Below are 25,273 nucleotides of genomic sequence, written 5' to 3'. Positions count from 1 at the left end.
AATTAATGAGCTATCTATTCCTATTCATCCTCTTTCTACCTTTCAAGCTGATCGGCAAACTGTTCTATAAAAAAACGGGCCGTAACCTGGTCATCCAGACAGCGAAAATTGGTGATTTCGTTAACGTAACGCCTTTACTCGCCCATCTGAAGCACAGCGATGTCTTGATCAGCAAAACTGTTCGGCCTTTGGCTCAGCATGATGAAACTATTGATACCCTTTTCCTTATCGAAGAACACAAAAAGAGTTTGTGGCGAAAGTTTCGTTTAGCATTCAAATTGTTGAATCGCTATGAGAATGTGTATCTGCTGCAACCGAACAGCACCAACCTTTTCTTTGCTTCAACCTGCAATGCTGCAAACAAGCAGTTTTTATCGACTTATACTCGCCGTTGGTATCAAGCCTTGTTTTATCTTATGGCTAATGGCGTTGTTGAGCATGGTAAATACACTCTCAGCGTTGATAACTATCTGAAACTTGCCGATCGTAATCTGACGTGGAAAGACCAGCCGAAACACGCAACACTGCCGCTAAGAATACCCGCAGAATATCCAGCAATTTTAGACCAACCCAACGTAATAAAAATTGGCTTAAGTATCTCTGCAGGAAACAAAGCCAAGACAATCCCACCGGCCACCTGGAACCGTCTTTTTGAGTCACTCAGTGATCTGCCTTGTTGTTACTATATTTTTGGTTCTAAAAATGAACAAGTGTGGCTCGATGACTTACTTAAAGTGACAGGTGAGCGAAACAATTTTGTCAATTTGATTGGGCAAATATCGCTGGAAGATTTACCACATGCCATCAGTAAAATGGATTTTTATATTGCTTCAGATTCAGGCAATGTTTATATAGCCGATGCGGTAGGCGTACCCGTCATACTGATCTATGGCCCATGTTGTGTTAAAGAACAGCGTCCATTAGGTAATGTGTTGTTGATAGGTGATGATGCCAATACTAACTCCTTTGTTTTTGAAACCAGATATTACTTTGATAAACCTAAAGAAGAGCTGTTTGCTTTGAGTAATGAGAACCTTCGGGAAATAATTAATTTCATTGTTAACAATTTAACAACTTCCTGAGATTGATAAAAAATCCATTTCGGGTTTTGCTATTGATGAGTAAAATATGACTGAAAGGCCACTTCTGAGCATCATCATCGCCGCACACAATTGTGAAGCAACCATTGGTGCTACATTTCAAAGTCTTCTCAATGCGCTGGGTTCTGCGATTGAAGAGTCTGAAATTATAATTATTAATGACGCCTCTAAAGATTCTACTGCTGATATCATAGCCAAATTTGCCGATCAGCATTCACAAGTCTCTGTTTCGGCCGTGGATTATAAAAACGTCGGTTTAGTTCGCCAGCATGGTATTTCCTTATCTCAAGGGGAGTACATCACTATGCTGGATAGCGATGACATCGTTAAGTCAGGAAGTTTTCCTGCTATTTTTTCTTTCTTACGAAACACTCGTCCTGATATGCTTTTGACTAGATTACATGAAATTCGTGATTTAAATAAAATAGATCACCAATGGTCTGGTCTGAATCCTGAAAAGTTATCTCAAGATGAGACAATTACTCGTTTCCTAATCCATAAAGATCTTCAAGCTTATCTTTGTGGTCAGTTTATTAAGCGTGATATTTATCGCTCTCATATTATCCCATCAATGACATGCTATGAAGATTTTTATATATTCCCAAGCATGTTATTAGATGCGCAGGATATATATTTTCAATATGACAGTCCTTATTATTATATTAAACATTCAGGAAGTTTATCCACAACTCCAGATCAGAGCAAAATTACAAATCTGATTGTATGTACATTAAAAATGGAAACTGTCTTACCCAAGAAATTCCATCATTTAATACTGTGTCATTGGTTGGACATTTACCTCAAACATTCGATCTTTCTAAAAGAAAGCAACCAAAAAGATGTTGTAGAAAAACGTGTCTTAATGACTCATTCATTAGGATTCTTTTTGAATCACAACGTGCGATTGAGCTACAAAAGAAAGGCTTTGAGTACATTATGGAAAAATTAAAAATTCGTCTCTATTTTATGGTGTTTGTTTTTGCTATTCTGTCGTTCTCCTTTGCATTAATAAAAACATCGACCCAAAGAGATTTTTATTACATTGCAATATACTTAGGGATTTTAGGACTTATTGTTGAGCGTAAAAAGCTAAACTTTAAAAAATTTAATGTCGCATATCCAATAATTGTTTTTGGTATTGTTAAATTAATTTGGTTTTTTGTTTTAGAACATCACCCGGACGGGTATAACATTTATAGTGACCAGCTTAACGGCGGTAAAAAATTGGTCTTAGGTGGGTTCTTAGTATTCTATCTAACTCAATGCAGTGATTATCTTGGCAACATTGATTATAAAAAAATCATGCTTTGTATTGTAAGTGCTGGATTTGTTGCCGCATCTAGTTACGCAATTTGGCAATCAATGCATGGCATGGTTCGTGTTGAAATGGGTTTGAACCGGGCGACTAATGCTGCATATATTTATTCAACGTTCAGCATGTTATTAACTTATTTATTTTATACACAAAAAAAACCTGTGCTTTACATTATTGCAGCCTTAACTATCCTTTTGTCATTTGTAGTTACGATATTGACTGGGACTCGAGCAGCAATCATTTTTCACTTGCTCATTATAGGTGTCATGACCTTTTATCACTTTAAGAAGATCCACTTTAAATCAACTTTAGTGGTATTAGTCATATCAGCTGTAGCAATCTTTTCATTATATAAGAACTACATCCATCCAAAAATTGAGCAAACATATAATGAAGTTGCGCTCTATCAGGAGGGGCAAGATAACACCTCATTAGGTGCTCGTTTCTCTATGTGGACGATGGGTATAAAGAATTTTGTGCATGCACCGCTGGGGCAATCAATGCAATCACGCTTTGATTATTCAGAAAAATATACTTCGCAACACCCTCAATATCGATCGACCATGGAATTCCTAAATGTTCATCTTCATGATGAAATGATTGAAACGTTATCATTGCAAGGGGTATTTGGCGGCCTGGCTTTACTATGGCTGTATATGGCTATATGCTGGTCAGCGTTACGAGAGCGTAATACTCCGTTGCTGTTTGTCATGAATGGCTTAATTGTCTATGGCTTAAGTGATGTGCTCCTTTTAAGTTCAGAGGCAATTCTATTTTACGTCGCACTTATTGGCGTGTGTAGTATTAATCCTCAAGTGAAGTTAAAAGAAGCCTAGCAAGCAAAAGCCGGGGTTACCCGGCTTTCTTAAAATCATAATACTCTGCCAACGTCATTCCCTTCGTCCGTTCCGCAAGCCACGAAAATAACGTCTCCAGATCCTGATATAACTGTTCAATATCCTCTTCATCCTTGAATGTCGGACTTCCACCCGGCATAAATTCTGATGAATGAAGCATAAATTCAACGTAATCATTTCCCTGAGATAATGTCTTTTCCGCTACCGCGATCATTTGCGCGGCATTACCCCCTGATGGACGCAGCCAGTTAACAGAAGGGCTACGGTATTTCCCACGAAGTCGGTCATAACTGCGTTTAAAACCATTCATTAATGCACTGTGCTTATACTGGATACTCATCGGCACTTCGAGTAATGCGGAATTTCCCGGCTGGTTAATCTTCTCCAAATCCATGAAATAAGCCTGCGTCGGAAAATGTTGATAATCCGTTCCGCCATTTCCAGTGGGTGCACCTTTCGCGTTTCGCCAGTTAACCCGTGGAGTTACTGAACAATCCACTTTGTATCCTAACTCCACCAGCAGTTTGGCGTAGCGACTATCAAAAGCCCAACGCCCCGCACGGTGGCTGAGCATTTTTGTACCAAAAGTTTCTTCCAGCAACGTGGTCATATAAACCACTTTCTCACGCAGGATTTTATCAGGGTACTCAATAAGATATGGCTGCCAGCGCCAATCGTCGCCTGTTAAATCATAATCAGGCGGACTGTTCCAGGCGTGCAAATGCATGCCGACTTCACCTTGCCCGCGGCAATAACATCTTTAGCAAACGCGATGAAATCCGGATCGATTGCCATCTCATAATTAGTTAGCCATACCGGTTTGAAACCATACTTTTCACATAACGACTGAAAACGAGGCAGGTAACGGGCATTCTCAGTTTTGATCTGCCGGTGGTTTTGCCACAGGTTATCGCCTTCGGTATCAATGGTAATGATGAATGCTGGTTTGGTCATTTCCGTCTCTGGGCTAAAACGATGTTTACATCATGTTACGCAGCCTACCAGATAAGGGCAAACCACTTGCGTTCAATTATCCGACTCCTGAGCACAAATGTAGCAACCATACGCAAGGTCTATTAGAATCACCCATTGGTTAATCACCGAAAGATGATAATGAATAACGCTTTGAATTCTCTCGCAGGCGAGCCACCTGCTCGTATTTTACTAATAAAGCTACGCCATCACGGTGATATGTTGCTAACCACTCCGGTGATCAATGCATTGCATCAGGGGTGGCCGCAGGCAGAAATTGATGTTCTGCTTTATGAAGAAACGCGAGACATGCTAGCGGCCCATCCATTCATTCATCGTATTTATGGTATTGACCGTAAATGGCGCAAACTCGGCACTCGCCAGCATTTGTGCAAGGAATGGCATTTACTCAAAACATTGCGTCAGCAGAAGTATTCTCTGGTGCTTAACCTTGCCGACCAATGGCGTAGTGCCATTGTGACTCGCTTTACTGGCGCACCTGCGCGCATTGGTTTCGATTTCAATAAACGCCGGGGATGGTTCTGGCAACATTGCCATACTCAACTTGCTTCAGTGACCGGTCATCAAGCACTGCACACCGTTGAACAAAATCTCTCAATTCTTGCTCCCCTGGCCATTGCTGACTGCAAAAGTGTCACGATGGGTTACCTGCCTGATGACTGGCAAGCCGTTCAATCCCGGCTACAAAGCAAAGGTGTTGAGGGTTCATTTATTGTGGTGCAGCCAACATCTCGCTGGTTCTTCAAATGTTGGGATGAAAGCAAAATGGCGCAAACCATCACGGCACTTCAAAATGACGGTCATACACTGATACTGACTTCCGGGCCCGATAAAAACGAAAAAGCGATGATTGAGAAGATCCGCTCATTGTGTCCGCCAGAGCGCATCCATTCACTTGCAGGCGAGTTAACCCTGCGACAATTAGCTGCACTTATCGACCATGCACGTCTTTTTATTGGCGTTGACTCCGTCCCCATGCATATGGCCGCGGCGCTGAAAACTCCGTGCATTGCGTTGTTTGGGCCTTCAAAGCTCACATTCTGGAGCCCATGGGAAGTCATCGGTGAAGTCATTTGGGCAGGCCATTATGGCGAACTGCCGGATCCGGACAAAATAGATACCAATACTAAAGAACGCTATCTCGATGCGATCCCCGTGGATGTCGTTGTTGCTGCCGCAAGGAAACAGTTGTTATGAAGCATTGTCGTCTGGCCATAGTCCGCCAAAAATATCGCCCGGACGGAGGTGCTGAACGTTTTGTTTCTCGAGCGTTGGAAGCGCTAAGCGCTCACGATATGGAACTGAACGTTATCACGCGGCAATGGCAAGGCGAGCGGCAGGACAATTGGCATATTCATATTTGCGATCCCATGAAACTGGGCCGTATCAGCCGTGAAAAAGGCTTTGCGAATGCAGCCAGGGAATTGTGGCAGCGTGAGAATTTCGACATTGTGCAAAGCCATGAACGTATTGCAGGCTGCGATATTTATCGGGCAGGTGACGGCGTTCATCGCCGTTGGCTTATGCAACGCGCCAGGATTTTACCCGCATGGCGCCAAAAATGGATGTTTTTGGACAGATACCATCGCTATGTGATGCAAGCTGAACAGGCGATGTATCAGGCTCCTGAGTTAAAAGCCGTCATTTGCAATGCCGAGATGGTAAAACGAGAAATTATCGAAGATTTTTCTATATCTGCTAATAAGATACATGTCATCTATAATGCTATTGACTCCTCCCGCTTCGTTCCGGCAAATGAAGCGCGGCGGGGGGAATTGCGCGATGAGTTAGCCATCCCACAAAGCGCGGTGGCGCTGGTGTTTGTCGGCTCAGGTTTCGAGCGCAAAGGGCTTGCCGGTGCAATAAAAACCATTGCGAATACCGATCGCTATCTTGTCGTTGTCGGGCAAGATAAAGCAGAAAAACAGTACAAGGAACTGGCACAATCTCTGGGGTGCCTGAACCGTGTTCGGTTTATGGGAATGCAGAAAAATACGCTGCCTTTTTACCAGGCCGTTGATGGACTATTACTGCCAACACTATATGATCCATTCCCAAATGTGATTCTTGAAGCAATGGCATGTGGTTTACCGGTTATTACCTCGCCCACTTGTGGCGGGGCTGAATTTATAACGACCGGACAAAATGGATACGTTTGCGATGCGTTAAATATTACCCAATTGTCAGATGCCGTGATGGCAATCCCATCACGCCTTATTGACGAAAACATGGGGATATTTGCACGAGAATGTGTCAGGGATGCGACACCGGAAAAACTTTCACAGCAACTTATTTCGCTGTATCAAAACATACTGGATTAGACGATGCGTATCCTAATGATTATTGATGGTTTACCTGGCGGCGGTGCTGAAAAAACCGTGCTGACCTTATCGAAAGGTTTGGTTGGAATGGGCCATCAGGTTTCAGTGTTCTCCCTGCGTCGCGTCTGTGACTACGAAATCCCTGAAGGTGTGGATTATCAGGTCATTCTGGATACCTACAAGAAGCCCTGGCGTAAACTGACAGAACTTTCTCGCCGCGCCGCGCTGCTCGATAACGCTATTGTCGAGGCACAGAAAAAAGGAAGTTTTGACCTCGTCTTCTCACATCTGCATAAGACTGATCGCATTGTTGCCCTGACGAAATCTATTCCGCGTGAAAAGCTCTGGTACTGTGTTCATGGAATGTTCTCTTATTCCTACCTTAAGCACCGTCAGGGGTTTTCTCGCTGGCTAAAACGCAAGAAAATTCAACACGTTTATCAGAATAGCAATGTCATTGGCGTTTCACAGGCCGTGCTGCATGACATCTCGACCCACTTTGGGATTACGTTGTCCAAAAGTGCCGTGATTCATAACCCCTTTGATATCGACGGAATCCACCTGAAGGCAACTGAGCCATGTGAAATGGCCGGAAAGGATTATCTGATACACGTTGGCCGCTTTCACGAACATAAACGTCATGATCGGCTAATCAAGGCCTATGCACTTAGTGGGATTCAAGCCCCACTCGTTTTGATGGGTAACGGCAGCGAAGAACGAATCGCCCAGTTAAAAGCAATTGCCACCGCTGCAGGCGTTGCTGACCGCGTGATGTTTAATTCATTCGTTCCTAATCCATATCCATGGATTGCCAACGCTCGGATGCTCGTTCTGAGCTCAGATTGCGAGGGGTTTGGTAATGTGCTGGTTGAAGCCCTGATTTGCCAGACTCCTGCCGTGAGTACGCTTTGCCCCGGCGGCCCTGTAGAAATCCTTACCGGGGAACTGGCGCGCGGACTTTCGGGAATGGGTGATCAGGAGCTCGCCGATACCATGTCGGATATTTATAACAATCCGCCCAATATCGATACTACGACGATTGAGTCTTACAGCATTGGTGCCATTTGCCGACAGTATTTGTCTCTGGCAACAGAAGAAAGATAACGAAATTTTCAGGTAATTTTATGTCACAGAATTCACGCCCACTGCTTAGCGTTGTCGTCGCCGTTTATAACGGTGAAGATTTTCTGCCCCAGTTTTTTGCCTGCCTTGAAGCCCAGAATATCGACAGCATGGAAGTCATTATGGTGAACGATGGTTCAACAGATGGCTCGATGGCGATAATAGAGGCCTGGCGTAGCAAATTCTCTGATATGAAAGTGCTTGAACAAGAAAACCAGGGCGTATCAATCGCACGCAATACTGGCCTTGCAGTAGCAACAGGCGAGTATCTTTCCTTCCCGGATATCGACGACGACTTCAAGCCGGGCATGTACCGCCATTTGCTGGATTTAGCCCTGAAAGGCAATCTGGATGTTGTTACCTGTAATGGTAATTACGTTTATGAGAACAACAAGAAACCTTCGCGCCCCATTTTCCCTCATGACAAACTTCAGTCTACGGGCGTATTAAGCGGCCCCACCTGGCTTAAACGTGCTTTGGATTCCCGCAAGTTTCTTCATGTCACCTGGCTGAATCTTTATCGTCATGATTTTATTCGTGACCACGGGTTTAGGTTTGAACCGGGTTTGCGTCATCAGGATATTCCCTGGACAACTGAAGTCTTACTGGCGGCAGAACGCGTCCAATACACCGAAGAGCAATTTTACGATTACTACATTCATTCGGCTTCGGTTTCCCATAAACCGGATACTGATGACACGCTAATCCGCTCAGCTCGTCACTATATGAAAATCCTGGAAATGCTGGATGCCATTAATCAGCGTTATCCGGAAGCGGTGAAAAACATACCGGCCTGTAACTGGCAAATTGCGAAAGAAGGTCTTGGGATTCTCCATACTTTCAACAATATGAAAGATCCGCAAAAGAAAAAGATGATCATTCAGGAGTTTTTTGATCGCGGGATCTGGCAACTTATCTGGAAAAATGCCTGTGGATTCCGCCTGCGCTGGCGTCTGGGTCGCCGCTATCTGAAACTGAAGAAAGCGACACGCGTACCGGGCTAGATAATCATTCTGTGAGGGTTGCCGCGCGCCACCCTCCATTTTTCTAATACCCACATTAACTTATCTGAATACTAAGCAATGCCTTCGTGAAGTTACCAAAACGATAGCTTTAAGCTTCCCGAATGCTTAGAATTTGCCCGCCGATAATAAAATACGGAAAATTCGCTTGGAATCGTTGTATACCGCTTTGTTCTACCTTATTCAGCCAATCGTGTGGCTGCGACTTTTACTCCGTAGCCGTAAAGCTCCCGCGTACCGTAAACGCTGGGCGGAACGCTACGGTTATTGCCGTGGAAAAGTGGAACCCGATGGTATTCTTCTGCATTCAGTCTCCGTTGGCGAGACACTGGCTGCGATTCCGTTAGTCCGAGCATTACGCCACCGTTACCCAACCATTCCCATTACCGTCACCACCATGACGCCAACCGGCTCCGAAAGGGCTCAATCCGCCTTTGGGCAAAACGTGCATCACGTTTATTTGCCTTACGACCTGCCTTGCGCCATGAAGCGCTTTTTCAATACCGTGCGCCCTAAACTGGTTATCGTCATGGAAACCGAGTTATGGCCGAACATGATCAACGAATTACACAAACGCAAAATCCCGTTGGTCATTGCCAATGCCCGTCTTTCTGCCCGCTCGGCAAAAGGGTATAAAAAATTAGGCAACTTCACCCGTCGCCTGATGAGCAAAATCACGCTGATTGCTGCGCAAAATGAAGAAGATGGTAATCGTTTCATCGACCTTGGCTTAAAACGTTCGCAGCTTACGGTAACAGGAAGCCTGAAATTTGATATTTCCGTGACGCCTGAACTTGCCGCGCGCGCGATTACTTTGCGCCGCCAATGGGCGCCACATCGCAAAGTCTGGATAGCCACCAGCACTCATGATGGCGAAGAGAGCATTATTCTTGATGCGCACCGCCAGTTGCTGGCCAAATTCCCGGACTTGCTGTTAATTCTTGTGCCACGCCATCCTGAGCGCTTTAAAGATGCGCGGGATATGGCGCAAAAAGCCGGCTTCAGTTACATCATGCGCAGCAGCGGTGAAAAGCCATCGAACAGCACCCAGGTGGTGATCGGCGACACCATGGGCGAGCTGATGATGCTTTACGGAATTGCCGATCTCGCCTTTGTGGGCGGCAGCCTTGTTGAGCGTGGCGGTCATAATCCGCTGGAGCCTTCCGCTCACGCGATTCCCGTGCTGATGGGTCCGCATACTTTCAACTTCAAAGATATTTGCGCCAAATTGCAGAGTGCTGACGGGCTGATTACCGTTACAGATGCGGATTCATTGGTTAACGAAATCACCACATTGCTGACTGACGAAGATTATCGTCTTTACTATGGTCGCCATGCCGTGGAAGTGCTGCACCAGAATCAAGGCGCATTACAACGCTTGCTACAATTACTGCAACCGTATCTGCCACAACGGAGCCATTAATGCCCAACCGTTTGTCCGTCGTGATGATCGCTAAAAATGCGGCTGATGTTCTGCCAGATTGCCTGGCATCCGTCGCCTGGGCAGATGAAGTAGTGTTACTGGATTCGGGAAGCACTGATTCTACCGTTGAGATAGCCCTTCAGGCAGGCGCAAAAGTTTTTATTAATGAAGATTGGCAAGGTTTTGGCAAACAGCGCCAGCTCGCACAGATCTACGCCAGCCACGATTATATTCTGATGATCGATACCGATGAGCGAGTGACATCAGAATTGGCCAGCGCGCTGAAATCTGTATTAGAAAATCCTCAGCCTGATGCGGTTTACAGCATTGCCCGCCGTAATCTGTTTCTCGGCCGTTTTATGCGCCACAGTGGTTGGTATCCCGACCGTGTAACTCGCCTCTATGCCCGCTCGCGTTACCGCTATAATGACAATCAAGTTCATGAATCTCTCGAAGCACCTGGAGCAAAAGTCGTCCCACTGAAGGGGGATTTGCTCCATTTGACCTGCCGTGATTTCGCCAGCTTCCAACGTAAACAATTAAATTATGCGACCGCATGGGCGCAAGAGCGTCACCAACGCGGAAAGAAAGTTTCTATTGCAGGTATTTTCGGTCATACGTTGGGTGCTTTTTGTAAAACGCTTCTGCTGCGAGCTGGCTTTCTTGACGGTAAACAGGGATGGCTATTGGCCGTCGTCAATGCACAATACACGTTCAACAAGTACGCTGAACTCTGGGCGCTGAATCAAGGCTATACGGAAAAACTTCAATGACCACACGAGCGATATACCCAGGCACTTTCGATCCTATCACCAACGGTCATCTGGACATCGTCACTCGTGCGGCAACGATGTTCGACACCTTAATTCTGGCGATTGCTAACAGCCCACACAAAAAAACCATGTTCACACTCGAAGAAAGAGTGCAGTTGGCACAAGCTGTTACAGCACATTTACCGAATGTTCAGGTTATTGGCTTTAGTGATTTGATGGCGAATTTTGCCAAAACCCAACAGGCGAATGTTCTGGTTCGTGGGTTACGCACAGCGGCGGATTTTGAATATGAAATGCAGCTGGCTCATATGAATCGCCACTTAATGCCAGAACTGGAAAGTGTGTTTCTGATGCCGTCAAAAGAGTGGTCTTTTGTCTCTTCATCGCTGGTCAAAGAAGTCGCACGCCACGCAGGTGACGTCACACACTTCTTACCAGGATGCGTGCATCAGGCGTTACTTAAAAAGCTGAAGTGATTATTTCTGGCAATGGCGGCAATAAAATGTGCTGCGTTGCCCGTGCTTGCTAATGAGAATTGGCGCGCCACATACCCGACACGGCTCGCCTGTTCGCCCATAAACCTGAAGCTCTTGAGCGAAATAGCCAGGTTTGCCATCAGACTGTAAAAAATCTTTCAACGTTGTCCCGCCCTGTTCAATCGAACGTAGCAGAACCGCTTTTATCGTTTTGACCAGTAATTCGCATTCGCTTTTTGAGAGTGACTGCGCTGCACGATCAGGGTGAATTCCCGCTGCAAACAGCGATTCACTGGCATAAATATTACCTACGCCGACCACCAGCTTGTTATCCATCAGCCAGGGTTTGATCGCCATTTTCTTTTTCGCGGATTTTTCACGTAGATAATCGGCTGAAAACTCTTCGCTTAATGGCTCAGGGCCAAGATGCGCGAGTACATTGCTTCCTTCTAACTCTTTCGCCCACAGCCATGCGCCAAAGCGGCGTGGATCGGTATAACGCAGCACTTTGCCGTTGCTCATGACCAAATCAACGTGGTCGTGTTTTTCAGCGGGATAATCTTCAGGGAGGATGCGCAAACTTCCAGACATTCCGAGATGGATAATAATCCAACCGTCCGGAAGCTCGAGCAGCAGATATTTAGCCCGGCGCTGCACGCTGAGAACGGGTTTATCGCTTAGAGCATGGATTTCGTCAGAGACAGGCCAACGCAGCCGCCCATTGCGCACAATGGCGTGAAGAATGGTTTCGCCAACCAGATGCGGTTCAATACCGCGGCGGCTGGTTTCTACTTCAGGTAATTCAGGCATCGTTCCTCCAGTCTCAAAACCCTAAAACAAAAAAACCCCGCCGAAGCGAGGTTTTCATCAAAGATTCTAAAATTATTTAATTTTAGCTTCTTTGTACAGTACGTGTTGACGGACAACTGGATCGAACTTTTTCAGTTCCAGTTTTTCCGGCTTAGTACGCTTGTTCTTCGTGGTGGTATAGAAGTGACCAGTACCAGCAGAAGAAACCAGCTTGATCTTCTCGCGAACACCTTTAGCCATGACTTAGTTCCTCTTAGTACTTCTCGCCACGGGTACGCATATCGGCCAAGACCGTTTCGATACCCTTCTTATCAATTACACGCATACCTTTAGCAGATACACGCAGTGTGACAAAACGCTTCTCGCTCTCAACCCAAAAACGGTGAGAGTGCAGGTTCGGCAGGAAACGGCGTTTGGTCGCGTTCATTGCGTGGGAACGGTTATTACCGGTCACCGGACGCTTGCCAGTAACTTGGCAGACTCGGGACATGTCTATTCTCCAAAAATCAAATTAGCTCGAGCTTCGTATAGGGTTATGGCGCCTCGTCAGGCCGCAAGCCTGGTCCCTGGCGGTTCAATGTGAACCACAGTGCCAGGCGCATAATGCCAAAACCCGAGATTCTCAAAGGTGGCGTAGTATACGCTGCATAACGCATGTGCTCAAGTCCCGAACAGACAAAGATCCCCAAGGATCGCCTAATTCGACTTAAATCCACCCACGTTCGGCAAAAGAAACGTACTCTCCACGGCCAATAACAAGGTGATCGAGCACTCGGATTTCCATAAACAGGCAAGCTTTTACGATACGTTCGGTAATAACACGATCAGCTTTGCTCGGTTCTGCTCGACCAGACGGGTGATTATGCGCGAGTATTAGCGCCGCTGCATTTGATTTCATCGCTTCGCGCACAATTTCTCTTGGATGGACCTCAACATGGTTCAGAGTTCCAGAAAACATTGGGCTATATTTAATCACTCGATGCTGATTATCGAGAAAAATGACCATAAAGATCTCACGCTCAGCGGTCGTCAGCTGGCTCTGAATAAATTCCCTGACCGAATCTGGCCCCTTTAAGGTTAATTCCTCAACACCACGCGAGTAATAATAACGCCTCGCCAGCTCAGCAATGGCGTTAAGTTGCGAATACTTGGCAGCACCAATGCCCTTCACATCATTGAATTGCGAATAATCCGCCGACAACAACCTGCTTAATGAGCCGAACTGATTAAGCAAATGCTGTGCGAACGCCAGCACATTCATTCCCCTACAGCCTGTGCGTAGAAAAAGGGCCAGTAATTCCACATCAGACAACGAACTGGCACCATATTTCAGCAGCTTTTCGCGCGGCATACTCTTGTTGCCGAGCGTCATTATCTTATCCATCAGAACCTCCTTGCCCTTCATTGCCGCTATTGTGCATAACTCAACAAGCACAAGCGACGGGCAGATTTCCGACGCTGGGGATGCCTCGCAAATTGCAAAAAAGTCGTTACCTAATGAGTGTGGTAAAATAGCCAGATGACTGTGACTTCTGGTGGAAAAATCATGATAGGGCTTTCTGGCAAAAAAATTGTTCTGGGTGTGAGTGGCGGAATCGCTGCCTATAAAACACCAGAACTGGTACGCCGTCTGCGTGAACGCGGCGCGGAGGTTCGGGTGGTGATGACGGAGGCGGCCAAAGCCTTTATTACACCCCTGAGTTTACAAGCCGTGTCGGGTTATCCGGTGTCAGATAGTTTGTTAGATCCCGCAGCAGAAGCGGCGATGGGACATATCGAACTCGGTAAATGGGCGGATTTAGTTATCCTTGCGCCTGCAACGGCCGATTTAATTGCCCGCATCACAGCCGGTATGGCCAATGATCTTGTCAGCACCATTTGCCTCGCAACGCCTTCCCCCGTTGCAGTCGTGCCAGCGATGAATCAGCAGATGTACCGGGCAACCGCTACTCAGCATAATCTGGACGTTCTTGCGTCACGCGGTTTACTGATGTGGGGACCAGACAGCGGCAGCCAGGCCTGTGGCGATGTCGGCCCTGGCCGAATGCTTGACCCATTAACGATTGTTGAAATGGCCGCTCAACATTTTTCTGTCATCAAAGATCTGCAACATCTTAATGTCATGATTACCGCAGGGCCCACTCGTGAACGCCTCGACCCGGTGCGCTACATCACCAATGATAGCTCGGGGAAAATGGGCTATGCGATTGCAGCCGCAGCGGCAGCGCGTGGCGCAAATGTGACATTAATCTCTGGCCCGGTTTCTTTGCCAACTCCAGCCTGGGTGAAACGTGTTGATGTCACTACCGCCCTGGAAATGGAAGCCGCAGTGCAACAACATGTCCAGGAGCAGCAAATTTTTGTTGGCTGCGCCGCTGTTGCCGACTACCGTGCAGCAAGCGTTGCTGAAGAAAAAATCAAAAAGCAAGGCGATGAAATTACAATAAAAATGGTAAAAAACCCGGATATTGTTGCCGGTGTCGCAGCACTTTTAGCTCATCGCCCTTATGTTGTTGGGTTTGCCGCCGAAACAAATAATGTGGAAGAATACGCCCAGCAAAAACGCCTGAGTAAAAACCTCGACCTGATTTGTGCAAATGATGTCTCACAAGCAGGGCAAGGATTTAACAGCGAAAACAACGCATTGCACCTTTTCTGGCAGGATGGAGATAAAGTCTTACCTCTCGAGCGTAAGGAACTCCTTGGCCATCTTTTACTGAACGAGATAGTTACCCGTTATGATGAAAAAAATCGACGTTAAGATTCTGGACCCACGCGTTGGCCAACAGTTCCCACTGCCGACTTATGCTACTTCCGGCTCTGCGGGTCTTGACCTTCGTGCCTGTCTGGATGATGTGGTAGAGCTTGCTCCTGGTGTCACCAAGCTGATTCCTACGGGGCTGGCTATCCATATCGCCGATCCAACTCTTGCCGCTGTCATTCTGCCTCGTTCAGGTCTTGGTCATAAACACGGTGTTGTTTTAGGCAACCTTGTTGGGCTGATTGATTCGGATTATCAGGGTCAGTTAATGGTTTCCGTCTGGAACCGTGGACAAGATCACTTCACTATCGAACCCGGCGAGCGTATTGCCCAAATGGTGTTTGTTCCTGTCGTGCAGGCTGAATTTAATCTGGTAGAAGATTTTGATTCCAGCGACCGCGGCGAAGGTGGTTTCGGCCATTCAGGCCGCCAGTAACTTCGTTTTTACACGTAACCCCACAGCGTAAAAAATGTGAAAAAACCGCAAACTTAAAGTTTGCGAGCGCTGTGTGGCTACTTGCCTGACAAGTGCGTTATTTCAGGGGTATTTTAGAACATGGCAGAAAAACAAACTGCGAAACGGAATCGTCGCGAAGAAATACTTCAGTCTCTGGCCCAAATGCTCGAATCCAGTGATGGTAGCCAACGCATCACCACCGCCAAACTGGCAGCGACTGTTGGCGTTTCCGAAGCAGCGCTGTATCGACATTTTCCCAGCAAAACGAAAATGTTCGACAGCCTTATCGAGTTCATTGAAGACAGTCTGATTACTCGTATCAATCTCATTCTGAAAGATGAGAAAGACACTCACGCCCGTCTACGTTTAATCGTTCTGCTGATCCTGGGATTTGGTGAGCGTAACCCCGGCCTGACCCGCATTCTCACCGGCCACGCATTGATGTTTGAACAAGACCGCCTGCAAGGCCGCATTAATCAGCTCTTTGAGCGTATCGAAGTGCAGTTGCGTCAGGTTATGCGCGAAAAGAAGATGCGTGAAGGCGAAGGTTTCATTACCGATGAATCTCTGCTGGCAAGCCAGCTTTTGGCATTCTGCGAAGGGACGCTATCACGTTTTGTGCGGAGCGAATTCCGTTATCTACCTACCGATGATTTTGATATCCGTTGGCCGCTTGTCGCCTCACAACTTCAGTAATTGAAAAGGGCCTTTGAAAGGCCCTTTTTCTTATACGCCGTACTGAGTACGGTATTCCTGCACGGCAACTAAATGCCCGGTCATTTCAGGTTTTTCTTCCAGATATTCAATCAGGTCTTTCAAAGTAATGATTGAAATCACTTTGCACTGATAGTCACGTTCCACTTCCTGAATGGCAGAAATTTCGCCGCGACCACGTTCCTGGCGATCCAGTGAAATCAGCACGCCGGCGAGTGATGCGTTGTTCGCAGCAATGATTTCCATTGATTCACGGATTGCTGTACCTGCGGTGATAACATCATCCACCAGCATCACACGCCCTTGCAGCGCGCTGCCGACCAGGTTGCCACCTTCACCGTGATCCTTTGCTTCTTTGCGGTTGAAGCAATACGGTAAATCAAGCTCATGATGCTCAGCCAATGCCACCGCCGTGGTTGTCGCAATTGGGATGCCTTTGTAAGCCGGCCCAAACAGCAAATCAAACTCAATACCTGAATCCACTAACGCGGCGGCATAAAAACGGCCTAGCAGAGCCAGGTCGCGCCCGGTATTAAAGAGTCCAGCGTTAAAGAAGTAAGGACTGGTGCGCCCGGACTTCAGTGTAAATTCGCCGAACTTCAGTACCTGCTTGTTAAGCGCAAACTCAATAAACTGGCGCTGATACGGTTTCATGGATTTGCTCCTATAAATTTCATTTAGACATTTACCCAAAATAATTCGAGTTGCATCGCGGCGGCAAGAGAGCAAGTCCCGATGAGCTTACATAAGTAAGTGATTCGGGCGAGCAAACGCAGCCAACAAAGATGCAGCTTGAAGTATGAAGGGTATAAAAAAGGCGACTCACCGAGTCGCCTAAAATTAATTCTCTAACGCCGCCTTCTGCGCCGTTACGATCGATTCAATTCCCCCTCGCGCCAGCGCCAGTAGCGCCAACAACTCTTCGTGGGAGAACGGCTCGCCCTCAGCGGTGCCCTGAACCTCAATCATGCGGCCATCTTCCATCATCACGACGTTCATGTCGGTTTCTGCCGCGGAATCTTCAACATATTCCAGATCGCACAGCGCTTCGCCTTTAACGATACCGACTGATACCGCCGCAACCATGCCTTTCATCGGATTGGTTTTCATTTTGCCGCTAGCCACCAGCTTGTTCAGTGCATCAGCCAGAGCAACACAAGCGCCGGTAATAGACGCAGTACGTGTGCCACCATCTGCCTGCAAAACATCGCAGTCCAGCGTGATGGTGTACTCGCCGAGCACTTTCAAATCCACTGCAGCACGCAGAGATCGAGCAATCAGGCGTTGAATCTCAAGAGTACGACCGCCCTGCTTACCTTTTGCCGCTTCGCGAGCGTTACGGCTATGGGTCGCACGCGGCAGCATGCCATATTCAGCGGTGATCCAACCTTGCCCCTGGCCTTTCAGAAAACGCGGCACGCCTTCTTCAACGGTGGCGGTGCAAAGCACTTTGGTATCGCCGAACTCGACCAGCACGGAGCCTTCTGCGTGTTTGGTGTAATTACGGGTCAGGGTGACTGGGCGCACTTGTTCGGCGCTACGACCTGATGGACGCATGGGGTTATCTCCGGCTAAAACGAATGTGGCTGCGCATTATACGGACTTCGCTCGCTTATTCCTATCCTGCAAGTCCAGGCATGGCTATAATCCCCACATCTATAACAGAATACGGTTACGAAATATGATCCGCAGTATGACCGCCTATGCCCGACGTGAAGTTAAAGGCGAATGGGGCAGCGCCTCCTGGGAGTTACGTTCGGTAAACCAACGTTATCTCGAAACTTACATCCGCATGCCGGAACAATTCCGTAGCCTCGAACCAGTGGCACGCGAACGTATTCGTACCCGCTTAACCCGTGGGAAAATCGAATGTAACCTGCGTTTCGAGCCAGATGCTCGCTCTCAAAGCTCTTTGCTGCTCAATGAAAAACTGGCTAAACAGCTGGTTGAAGCAGCGAATTGGGTAAAAATGCAAAGCGACGAAGGCGAAATCAACCCGGTTGATATTCTGCGCTGGCCTGGCGTGATGTCTGCTCAAGAGCAGGATCTCGATGCTATCACTGCTGAAATTCTTGCAGCCCTCGACGGCGCGCTGGACGACTTCATTATTGCGCGTGAAACAGAAGGCCAGGCACTTAAACAACTTATCGAGCAGCGCCTCGAAGGTGTGAGCGGTGAAGTCATTAAAGTTCGTTCACAAATGCCAGAAGTTCTGAAATGGCAGCGCGAGCGTTTGGTAGCCAAACTCGAAGATGCTCAGGTTCAGCTTGAAAATAACCGCCTTGAGCAAGAGCTGGTGCTAATGGCTCAGCGTGTCGACGTCGCTGAAGAGCTTGACCGCCTGGAAGCTCACGTTAAAGAGACTTACAACATTCTGAAGAAAAAAGAAGCCGTTGGCCGCCGCCTCGACTTCATGATGCAGGAGTTCAACCGCGAGTCGAACACACTGGCGTCAAAATCTATCAATTCAGATGTCACCAATTCAGCCATTGAGCTGAAAGTCCTGATTGAGCAAATGCGCGAGCAGATTCAGAACATCGAGTAATGTTCCGCTTTGAGCATCAAAGCCCGTGTCTGCGGGCTTTTTACTTCCAGCGATAATTCACAATCACTTTAACCATAGTTTTATTAATCCATTTCAAAACAAAAAAACCAACACATCCCCATGCAATAATGGGAAAGCACTCATTTATTCATTAGTAAAACTAACCCAAATCACATCGCTTTAGAAAATCTCAATCGTGACATCGTTCACAAAACGTTACCCTCTCAAGCTACTTACTGGGGGTATCAATGCTGTTACATGTACTTTATTTAATTGGCATTACAGCCGAAGCCATGACCGGCGCGTTAGCGGCTGGGCGCCGCCGTATGGATACTTTCGGTGTGATTATCATTGCAACCGCCACGGCTCTGGGTGGTGGTTCCGTACGTGATATCCTACTGGGACACTACCCATTGGGTTGGGTGAAACACCCTGAATATGTCGTCATTGTCGCCATCGCGGCAGTGCTCACAACCGTCTTTGCCCCCGTAATGCCTCATTTGCGCCGTCTTTTCCTGGTGCTGGATGCCCTCGGCCTGGTGGTGTTTTCTATCATCGGTGCACAAATCGCTTTAGATATGGGCGAAGGGCCAATCATCGCGATTATCGCCGCTGTGGTAACGGGTGTGTTTGGTGGTGTGCTGCGCGACATGTTCTGTAAACGCATTCCCCTGGTCTTTCAGAAGGAATTGTACGCAGGTATCGCTTTCGCCTCCGCGGTGCTTTACATCGTGTTGCAGCACTACGTTTCCAACCAGGACGTGGTTATCATTTCCACTCTGATCTTCGGATTCACTACCCGCTTGCTGGCATTACGTTTGCGTCTTGGATTACCCGTGTTTCACTACAAACACGCAGATCACTGATTGCTAAACCCCTGAATGCCCTGCTGCGCCAGAAAAGCCGCAAGTGCTGCAATTTGGGGATGATTCACAAATTCCACCAGTTTTTTAGCTCTTCCCGGGCCAATACCCGGCAGCTTTTGCCAGCTAAGTTCATCCCGTGCGACTAAATGCAGCCATTGCGAATCCGGTAATGTGGTTAGCACTGCTCTGGGCAGGGGAAAACCAAATGCCATCAACCATTGTTTGAAAGGTTGTTGCCGGGTTTTACTGAATTGCTGCCAAAGGTGCGCAGATCTGACTGGAGACATGCCGCTAATCTGAGATAACTGTTCCTGTGTCACCGCCATCCAGGAAAAGATATGTTCCAGGCCGAGTTTTTGTTGAAGGTACTGCCATGAACTAACGCTCACGCCATTAATATTCAAAATAGCTGGAGAGCTTATCCAGGCCAGTCGAGCAATAAACTGCTCGCGACATATACTTTCAAAGTACAGGCAACTTAATGGCGTAATCATCTCTTTTGATGGCGGTGCAGGTTTCTTACGTTCACTGACTCTCCACACAACTTCATCGACACGCGGAATCCCCTGCCCAGCAAGACTCACCATCACATGGTCACCAGGCGCAATATCCATCTCCTGCCATCGTTTAACTGAACCTATATTGACGCGTTTAACCTGTTTATCATCAATCTGTAAGGGATTCAGGTTGAGGACAACGGCAATTTTCCCCGTACGCCCCATCGAGAATTGAATATCTTTAACTTCAGCAAGTTGCTGTACTGGTGGGAATTTCCAGGCTATCACCCATGTTGCTTTACCTGGAAGCCAGTACTTTCCCGCAGGTTCTTGCGATTGGCGAATGACAATTCCATCGGTCACAAAAGGCAATGGTTGCGTAAACCAGGACTCCCGTTGTTGTGCGATATCGCTGAGAGATTTAACGGGTTTTGACCATGCTTTAGTCAGTGGAAAACCAGCCTGTTCAAGCGAGTCCAACTTTAGTTGCATATCAGAAGGGCCATCCGGCCACGCCCAAACAAATATTTCTAGTTCCTTGAGTACCTCAGGCTCACTTTTATGCATCATGGCACCTGCAGCTTTTCCCCTGGCATTAATACTTCCCATCTTTTTCTGTACATGACTTTCCCTTTTCCAGAAAACCTCGCCCTGCAAAATACTGTTAGCCAGCGGCCCGGAAAGTGTCTTAGGAATGGCATCCATCATTTTGGCTTTTGCAGTCCAGTCTTGCCCTTTCTCACCATCGCCACGACTCAGAAGCTTTACCAAACGGCCCTGCTGATAAACCAACGTTACGGCAACGCCATCCACCTTTGGCTGCACCCAAAGGTCAGATTTGCCTTTTATCCACTGTGCAACAGCAGCACTATCTGGAACTTTTTTAACACCGGTATGAGCAATTGGATGCAGCGCTTTGCCCTCGGTGAAAAGCTGAGGTTCGTGCGGAGTTTCGGCAGGGTTAAAACATTCCTGCCATTCATTAAACTGGCTACGTAGCCCGTCGTATGTCGCGTCACTGACAGCGCTGATACCTTTTTGGTAATAGGCTCGATCCCATTCTGTAAGCTTTTCATTCAATTTCGTCATCTCCTGCTGGGCCTGAACCGGTGACCAGGCAGGGCAAGTTGCCGATGCCATTGCACTGAGCAAAACCAGCAAGCCGAGAAGTTTTGTTATCCACCACATAAGTCCTCCATTTCAAACGCAGAGAGGTATAACGCCAGGAAGTGAACATGACGAATGGCGATTAATCAGAATGCGAGAGGTTTTCAGAGGAAGTTAATTTGTTGCAGCAACACGATGTGTTCTTTGGAAAGCATTACGCAAAATGGCAGAAATATTGCCGATGGGCATGACAAATTCACCGTGACTCGATGACGGCGTGTATAATAGGCCCGTATACGCTCTTCTTTTTATGCTTACCGAATAAGTTAGAACTCATGGCTCAAGGCACGCTTTATATCGTTTCTGCACCAAGTGGTGCAGGGAAATCCAGCCTCATCCAGGCTTTGTTAAAGACACAACCGCTGTACGACACGCAGGTTTCTATTTCCCATACCACTCGTGGTATTCGTCCGGGAGAGAAGCATGCCGAGCACTATTTCTTCGTGGAAAAGGAAGAGTTTAAGCAGATGATTGCTGAAGACGCATTCCTTGAACACGCTGAAGTATTCGGTAATTACTACGGCACCTCACGCCATGCCATTGAGCAAGTTTTGGCAACGGGTGTTGACGTTTTCCTGGATATTGACTGGCAAGGTGCGCAGCAAATCCGTGAGAAAATGCCGCACGCCCGCAGTATTTTTATTCTGCCTCCATCAAAAGATGAGCTGGACAGACGTCTGCGCGGGCGCGGGCAAGACAGTGAAGAAGTTATCACGAAGCGTATGGAGCAGGCTGTTGCAGAAATGAGCCACTATGCTGAATATGACTATTTAATCGTCAACGACGATTTTGACACTGCACTGTCAGATTTAAAAATTATCATTCGTGCCGAGCGTCTACGAATGGGTCGCCAAAAAGCGCGACATGACGCTTTAATCAGCAAACTATTGGCAGACTGAGCCCAGTTTCAGTATCATGCCCAGTCATTTCTTCATCTGTGGAGCATTTTAATTATGGCACGCGTAACTGTTCAGGACGCTGTTGAGAAAATTGGTAACCGTTTTGACCTGGTTCTGGTCGCCGCACGTCGCGCTCGTCAGATGCAAACTGGTGGTAAAGATCCACTGGTGCCTGAAGAAAACGACAAAACGACTGTAATCGCACTGCGCGAAATCGAAGAAGGTTTGATCACCAACCAGATTCTCGATGTTCGTGATCGCCAGGAACAGCAAGAGCAGGAAGCCGCAGAACTGCAGGCCGTTACCGCTATTGCTGAAGGTCGTCGTTAATTAGCCTGCGGGTAGCCCTTGTATCTGTTTGAAAGCCTGAATCAACTGATTCAACAATACTTGCCCGAGGAGCAGATAAAGCGACTTCGGCAAGCATACCTTGTTGCGCGTGATGCTCACGAGGGACAAGCACGTTCAAGTGGTGAACCCTATATCACCCATCCAGTCGCTGTTGCTTGCATTCTGGCCGAGATGAAACTCGACTACGAAACGCTGATGGCCGCGCTGTTGCATGATGTGATTGAAGACACCCCTGCCACCTACCAGGATATGGAACAGCTGTTTGGCAAAAGCGTTGCCGAACTGGTGGAAGGGGTATCTAAGCTCGACAAACTGAAATTCCGCGATAAGAAAGAAGCTCAGGCTGAAAACTTCCGCAAAATGATCATGGCGATGGTGCAAGACATCCGCGTCATTCTGATCAAACTCGCCGACCGTACGCATAACATGCGCACACTCGGGGCTTTGCGCCCTGATAAGCGCCGTCGCATTGCTCGCGAAACCCTCGAAATTTATAGCCCTCTGGCACACCGTCTTGGTATTCATCACCTGAAAACTGAGCTTGAAGAGCTGGGCTTTGAAGCGCTTTACCCGAACCGCTATCGCGTCATTAAAGAAGTCGTGAAAGCAGCACGTGGTAACCGTAAAGAGATGATTCAAAAAATCCTCTCGGAAATCGACGGGCGTTTGCAGGAGGCGGGCATTCCTTGCCGCGTCAGTGGTCGCGAAAAACACCTTTACTCCATCTACTGCAAAATGACGCTCAAAGAGCAGCGTTTCCACTCGATTATGGATATCTACGCCTTCCGCGTTATTGTCCACGATATGGATACCTGTTATCGCGTGCTTGGGCAGATGCATAGCCTCTACAAGCCGCGTCCTGGGCGTGTTAAAGACTATATTGCCATTCCAAAAGCGAACGGATATCAATCCCTGCATACTTCAATGATTGGCCCACACGGTGTGCCAGTTGAAGTGCAAATCCGTACCGAAGACATGGATCAAATGGCAGAGATGGGGGTCGCCGCGCACTGGGCTTATAAAGAGCAAGGTGAAAGTGGCACTACCGCACAAATCCGCGCCCAGCGCTGGATGCAAAGTTTGCTGGAATTACAGCAAAGCGCCGGTAGCTCATTTGAATTTATCGAGAGCGTAAAATCCGATCTGTTCCCGGATGAGATTTACGTTTTCACCCCGGAAGGGCGCATTGTCGAACTGCCTGCGGGCGCTACACCAGTCGATTTCGCATACGCAGTTCACACCGACATCGGCCACGCCTGCGTTGGCGCACGTGTCGACCGCCAGCCCTATCCGCTGTCTCAGTCGCTTAGCAGCGGCCAGACAATCGAAATTATTACCGCACCAGGCGCTCGCCCGAACGCAGCCTGGCTGAACTTTGTTGTGAGCTCGAAAGCGCGCGCCAAAATCCGCCAGATGCTGAAAAACCTCAAGCGAGACGACTCCGTCAGCCTGGGTCGCCGTCTGCTTAACCATGCGTTAGGTGGCAGTCGCAAGCTCGCCGAAGTTCCGCCAGAAAATATTCAACGTGAGCTTGAGCGTATGAAGCTCGCCACGCTTGACGATTTGCTGGCTGAAATTGGTTTAGGTAACGCCATGAGTGTGGTGGTGGCAAAGAATCTGCAAGGTGAATCATCGGTCATTGCGCAAGGAAATACACCGGCACACAGCCATTTGCCTATCAAAGGCGCTGATGGCGTGTTGATTACCTTCGCTAAGTGTTGCCGTCCAATTCCTGGTGACCCAATTGTGGCTCACGTCAGCCCTGGCAAAGGGTTGGTTATCCACCACGAATCCTGCCGTAATATCCGTGGCTACCAAAAAGAAGCCGAGAAGTTTATGGCGGTCGAGTGGGATAAAGAGACTGAGCAGGAATTCCTTACGGAAATCAAAGTGGATATGTTCAACCATCAGGGTGCGTTGGCTAACCTGACGGCGGCAATCAACACTGCCGGTTCCAATATCCACAGCCTGAATACTGAAGAAAAAGATGGCCGCGTCTATAGCGCGTTCATTCGTTTATCCGCTCGCGATCGTGTTCATCTGGCTAATGTTATGCGCAAGATTCGCGTAATGCCGGATGTCATTAAAGTTACCCGCAACCGAAACTAGTGTTATGAACCCTCAACGTTATGCGCGTATTTGCGAGATGCTTGCCAGGCGTCAGCCTGACCTGACCGTCTGCATGGAACAAGTCCATAAACCTCATAACGTCTCGGCGATTATTCGTACCGCTGATGCCGTGGGCGTCCACGAAGTTCACGCAGTCTGGCCGGGTAACCGCATGCGCACCATGGCCTCTTCTGCTGCGGGAAGTAACTCCTGGGTTGAGGTAAAAACGCATCGCCAGATTAGTGATGCCGTAAGTCACCTTAAAAGCAGCGGGATGCAAATCCTCGCCACCAACCTTTCCGATAAAGCCGTCGATTTCCGCGAAATTGATTACACCCGCCCGACCTGCATTTTGATGGGTCAGGAAAAAACCGGTATTACTCAGGAAGCGTTAGCGCTGGCAGACCAGGACATCATTATTCCAATGGTTGGTATGGTGCAATCGCTCAATGTTTCCGTCGCTTCCGCGCTTATTCTTTATGAAGCGCAGCGCCAGCGCCAAAACGCCGGGATGTATCAACGCGAAAACAGTACTCTGCCGGAATCCGAACAACAGCGTCTGCTGTTTGAAGGCGGCTATCCGGTACTGGCTCGCGTTTCTCGTCGTAAAGGTTTGCCCTACCCGCATGTGAATCAGCAAGGTGAGATAGAAGCTGATGCCGCATGGTGGGCCACAATGCAATCTGCGGAGTAGC

At 47.8% G+C, this 25,273-nt stretch carries 26 protein-coding genes and 1 pseudogene; 19 read left to right on the top strand and 8 right to left on the bottom strand.

What is annotated here, in order from left to right; all coding sequences use genetic code 11:
* Positions 1–5 precede the first annotated feature (5 nt).
* Genes D6029_RS08590 through D6029_RS08580 form a run of 3 tightly spaced genes read left to right on the top strand, consistent with a single transcriptional unit; the run spans position 6 to position 3,251 of the window.
* Positions 6–1,082, top strand: coding sequence for a glycosyltransferase family 9 protein (locus tag D6029_RS08590; protein WP_120064374.1), 1,077 nt, complete (start codon positions 6–8; stop codon positions 1,080–1,082).
* 46 nt (positions 1,083–1,128) lie between these two features.
* Positions 1,129–2,049: a glycosyltransferase family 2 protein gene (locus D6029_RS08585; protein WP_120064373.1), complete on the top strand. Its 921-nt coding sequence runs from the start codon at positions 1,129–1,131 to the stop codon at positions 2,047–2,049.
* Positions 2,037–3,251 carry an O-antigen ligase family protein gene (locus D6029_RS08580; protein WP_120064372.1) on the top strand — a complete coding sequence of 405 codons (1,215 nt, stop codon included), beginning with the start codon at positions 2,037–2,039 and terminating at the stop codon, positions 3,249–3,251. Before D6029_RS08585 ends, D6029_RS08580 begins: the two co-directional genes overlap by 13 nt.
* A 16-nt stretch (positions 3,252–3,267) precedes the next feature.
* Here the strand turns inward: D6029_RS08580 and D6029_RS08575 are convergent.
* A pseudogene (locus D6029_RS08575) lies at positions 3,268–4,226 on the bottom strand (polysaccharide deacetylase family protein).
* 159 nt (positions 4,227–4,385) lie between these two features.
* On the opposite strand from D6029_RS08575, the gene rfaQ reads away from it, so the two are divergent.
* From rfaQ to coaD, 7 genes are all read left to right on the top strand, one after another.
* Entirely contained in the window at positions 4,386–5,462 is a 1,077-nt protein-coding gene (gene rfaQ, locus D6029_RS08570; RefSeq protein ID WP_418230252.1) for a putative lipopolysaccharide heptosyltransferase III, read from the top strand.
* Positions 5,459–6,586 carry a glycosyltransferase family 4 protein gene (locus D6029_RS08565; RefSeq protein WP_120064370.1) on the top strand — a complete coding sequence of 376 codons (1,128 nt, stop codon included), beginning with the start codon at positions 5,459–5,461 and terminating at the stop codon, positions 6,584–6,586. Before rfaQ ends, D6029_RS08565 begins: the two co-directional genes overlap by 4 nt.
* A 3-nt stretch (positions 6,587–6,589) precedes the next feature.
* Positions 6,590–7,690, top strand: a complete 1,101-nt coding sequence (locus tag D6029_RS08560) for a glycosyltransferase (protein WP_120064369.1) — start codon at positions 6,590–6,592, stop codon at positions 7,688–7,690.
* Positions 7,691–7,710: 20 nt separating this feature from the next.
* Positions 7,711–8,712, top strand: a complete 1,002-nt coding sequence (locus D6029_RS08555; protein ID WP_120064368.1) for a glycosyltransferase — start codon at positions 7,711–7,713, stop codon at positions 8,710–8,712.
* A 166-nt stretch (positions 8,713–8,878) separates the two neighbouring features.
* Positions 8,879–10,153: a lipid IV(A) 3-deoxy-D-manno-octulosonic acid transferase gene (gene waaA, locus D6029_RS08550; RefSeq protein WP_120064367.1), complete on the top strand. Its 1,275-nt coding sequence runs from the start codon at positions 8,879–8,881 to the stop codon at positions 10,151–10,153.
* On the top strand, positions 10,153–10,926 hold the full coding sequence (locus D6029_RS08545) for a glycosyltransferase family 2 protein (protein WP_120064366.1): 774 nt from the start codon (positions 10,153–10,155) through the stop codon (positions 10,924–10,926). Before waaA ends, D6029_RS08545 begins: the two co-directional genes overlap by 1 nt.
* Positions 10,923–11,402 (top strand): pantetheine-phosphate adenylyltransferase, encoded by a 480-nt coding sequence (coaD, locus tag D6029_RS08540; RefSeq protein WP_120064365.1) that lies wholly within the window; start codon positions 10,923–10,925, stop codon positions 11,400–11,402. The genes D6029_RS08545 and coaD overlap by 4 nt, the downstream gene beginning before the upstream one ends.
* Here coaD and mutM read toward each other — a convergent pair whose 3' ends face one another.
* The 4 genes from mutM to radC all read right to left on the bottom strand — a co-directional run bounded on the left by mutM (position 11,403) and on the right by radC (position 13,584).
* Complete coding sequence (mutM, locus tag D6029_RS08535; protein WP_120064364.1) at positions 11,403–12,212, bottom strand: bifunctional DNA-formamidopyrimidine glycosylase/DNA-(apurinic or apyrimidinic site) lyase; 810 nt, start codon at positions 12,210–12,212, stop codon at positions 11,403–11,405.
* Between the two features lie 72 nt (positions 12,213–12,284).
* Positions 12,285–12,452 (bottom strand): 50S ribosomal protein L33, encoded by a 168-nt coding sequence (gene rpmG / locus D6029_RS08530; protein ID WP_002208990.1) that lies wholly within the window; start codon positions 12,450–12,452, stop codon positions 12,285–12,287.
* A 13-nt stretch (positions 12,453–12,465) separates the two neighbouring features.
* The gene (gene rpmB, locus D6029_RS08525) at positions 12,466–12,702 is read right to left on the bottom strand and encodes a 50S ribosomal protein L28 (RefSeq protein ID WP_034461465.1); all 237 of its coding nucleotides are present in this window, start codon (positions 12,700–12,702) and stop codon (positions 12,466–12,468) included.
* Positions 12,703–12,918: 216 nt separating this feature from the next.
* The gene (gene radC, locus D6029_RS08520) at positions 12,919–13,584 is read right to left on the bottom strand and encodes a RadC family protein (RefSeq protein WP_418230253.1); all 666 of its coding nucleotides are present in this window, start codon (positions 13,582–13,584) and stop codon (positions 12,919–12,921) included.
* A gap of 174 nt (positions 13,585–13,758) precedes the next feature.
* Here radC and coaBC point away from each other — a divergent pair, with 174 nt between their 5' ends.
* The 3 genes from coaBC to slmA all read left to right on the top strand — a co-directional run bounded on the left by coaBC (position 13,759) and on the right by slmA (position 16,126).
* Positions 13,759–14,973: a bifunctional phosphopantothenoylcysteine decarboxylase/phosphopantothenate--cysteine ligase CoaBC gene (gene coaBC, locus D6029_RS08515; RefSeq protein WP_167455989.1), complete on the top strand. Its 1,215-nt coding sequence runs from the start codon at positions 13,759–13,761 to the stop codon at positions 14,971–14,973.
* Positions 14,951–15,409 (top strand): dUTP diphosphatase, encoded by a 459-nt coding sequence (gene dut, locus D6029_RS08510; RefSeq protein ID WP_167455988.1) that lies wholly within the window; start codon positions 14,951–14,953, stop codon positions 15,407–15,409. Before coaBC ends, dut begins: the two co-directional genes overlap by 23 nt.
* A gap of 120 nt (positions 15,410–15,529) precedes the next feature.
* Positions 15,530–16,126, top strand: coding sequence for a nucleoid occlusion factor SlmA (gene slmA, locus D6029_RS08505; RefSeq protein ID WP_120064363.1), 597 nt, complete (start codon positions 15,530–15,532; stop codon positions 16,124–16,126).
* Positions 16,127–16,156: 30 nt separating this feature from the next.
* Here slmA and pyrE read toward each other — a convergent pair whose 3' ends face one another.
* Both pyrE and rph read right to left on the bottom strand, forming a co-directional pair.
* Positions 16,157–16,798, bottom strand: coding sequence for an orotate phosphoribosyltransferase (gene pyrE / locus D6029_RS08500; RefSeq protein ID WP_120064362.1), 642 nt, complete (start codon positions 16,796–16,798; stop codon positions 16,157–16,159).
* A 186-nt stretch (positions 16,799–16,984) separates the two neighbouring features.
* Positions 16,985–17,701 (bottom strand): ribonuclease PH, encoded by a 717-nt coding sequence (gene rph, locus D6029_RS08495; protein WP_120064361.1) that lies wholly within the window; start codon positions 17,699–17,701, stop codon positions 16,985–16,987.
* A gap of 124 nt (positions 17,702–17,825) precedes the next feature.
* Here rph and D6029_RS08490 point away from each other — a divergent pair, with 124 nt between their 5' ends.
* Complete coding sequence (locus tag D6029_RS08490; protein ID WP_120064360.1) at positions 17,826–18,689, top strand: YicC/YloC family endoribonuclease; 864 nt, start codon at positions 17,826–17,828, stop codon at positions 18,687–18,689.
* Positions 18,690–18,937: 248 nt separating this feature from the next.
* The gene (locus D6029_RS08485) at positions 18,938–19,555 is read left to right on the top strand and encodes a trimeric intracellular cation channel family protein (RefSeq protein WP_120064359.1); all 618 of its coding nucleotides are present in this window, start codon (positions 18,938–18,940) and stop codon (positions 19,553–19,555) included.
* Here D6029_RS08485 and ligB read toward each other — a convergent pair.
* Positions 19,549–21,240 carry an NAD-dependent DNA ligase LigB gene (ligB, locus tag D6029_RS08480; protein WP_120064358.1) on the bottom strand — a complete coding sequence of 564 codons (1,692 nt, stop codon included), beginning with the start codon at positions 21,238–21,240 and terminating at the stop codon, positions 19,549–19,551. The genes D6029_RS08485 and ligB overlap by 7 nt on opposite strands.
* 254 nt (positions 21,241–21,494) lie before the next feature.
* Here ligB and gmk point away from each other — a divergent pair, with 254 nt between their 5' ends.
* Genes gmk through trmH form a run of 4 tightly spaced genes read left to right on the top strand, consistent with a single transcriptional unit; the run spans position 21,495 to position 25,272 of the window.
* Positions 21,495–22,118: a guanylate kinase gene (gmk, locus tag D6029_RS08475; RefSeq protein WP_120064357.1), complete on the top strand. Its 624-nt coding sequence runs from the start codon at positions 21,495–21,497 to the stop codon at positions 22,116–22,118.
* Positions 22,119–22,172: 54 nt separating this feature from the next.
* Positions 22,173–22,448, top strand: a complete 276-nt coding sequence (rpoZ, locus tag D6029_RS08470) for a DNA-directed RNA polymerase subunit omega (protein ID WP_034461476.1) — start codon at positions 22,173–22,175, stop codon at positions 22,446–22,448.
* 18 nt (positions 22,449–22,466) lie between these two features.
* Positions 22,467–24,578, top strand: a complete 2,112-nt coding sequence (spoT, locus tag D6029_RS08465; RefSeq protein ID WP_115631689.1) for a bifunctional GTP diphosphokinase/guanosine-3',5'-bis pyrophosphate 3'-pyrophosphohydrolase — start codon at positions 22,467–22,469, stop codon at positions 24,576–24,578.
* Between the two features lie 4 nt (positions 24,579–24,582).
* Positions 24,583–25,272 carry a tRNA (guanosine(18)-2'-O)-methyltransferase TrmH gene (trmH, locus tag D6029_RS08460; protein WP_120064356.1) on the top strand — a complete coding sequence of 230 codons (690 nt, stop codon included), beginning with the start codon at positions 24,583–24,585 and terminating at the stop codon, positions 25,270–25,272.
* Position 25,273 lies beyond the last annotated feature (1 nt).

The sequence above is a fragment of the Buttiauxella izardii genome (assembly GCF_003601925.1).
Classification (GTDB): domain Bacteria; phylum Pseudomonadota; class Gammaproteobacteria; order Enterobacterales; family Enterobacteriaceae; genus Buttiauxella; species Buttiauxella izardii.
Note: the sequence above shows the minus strand (reverse complement) of the source record. Positions and strands in the feature narration are given on the sequence as shown.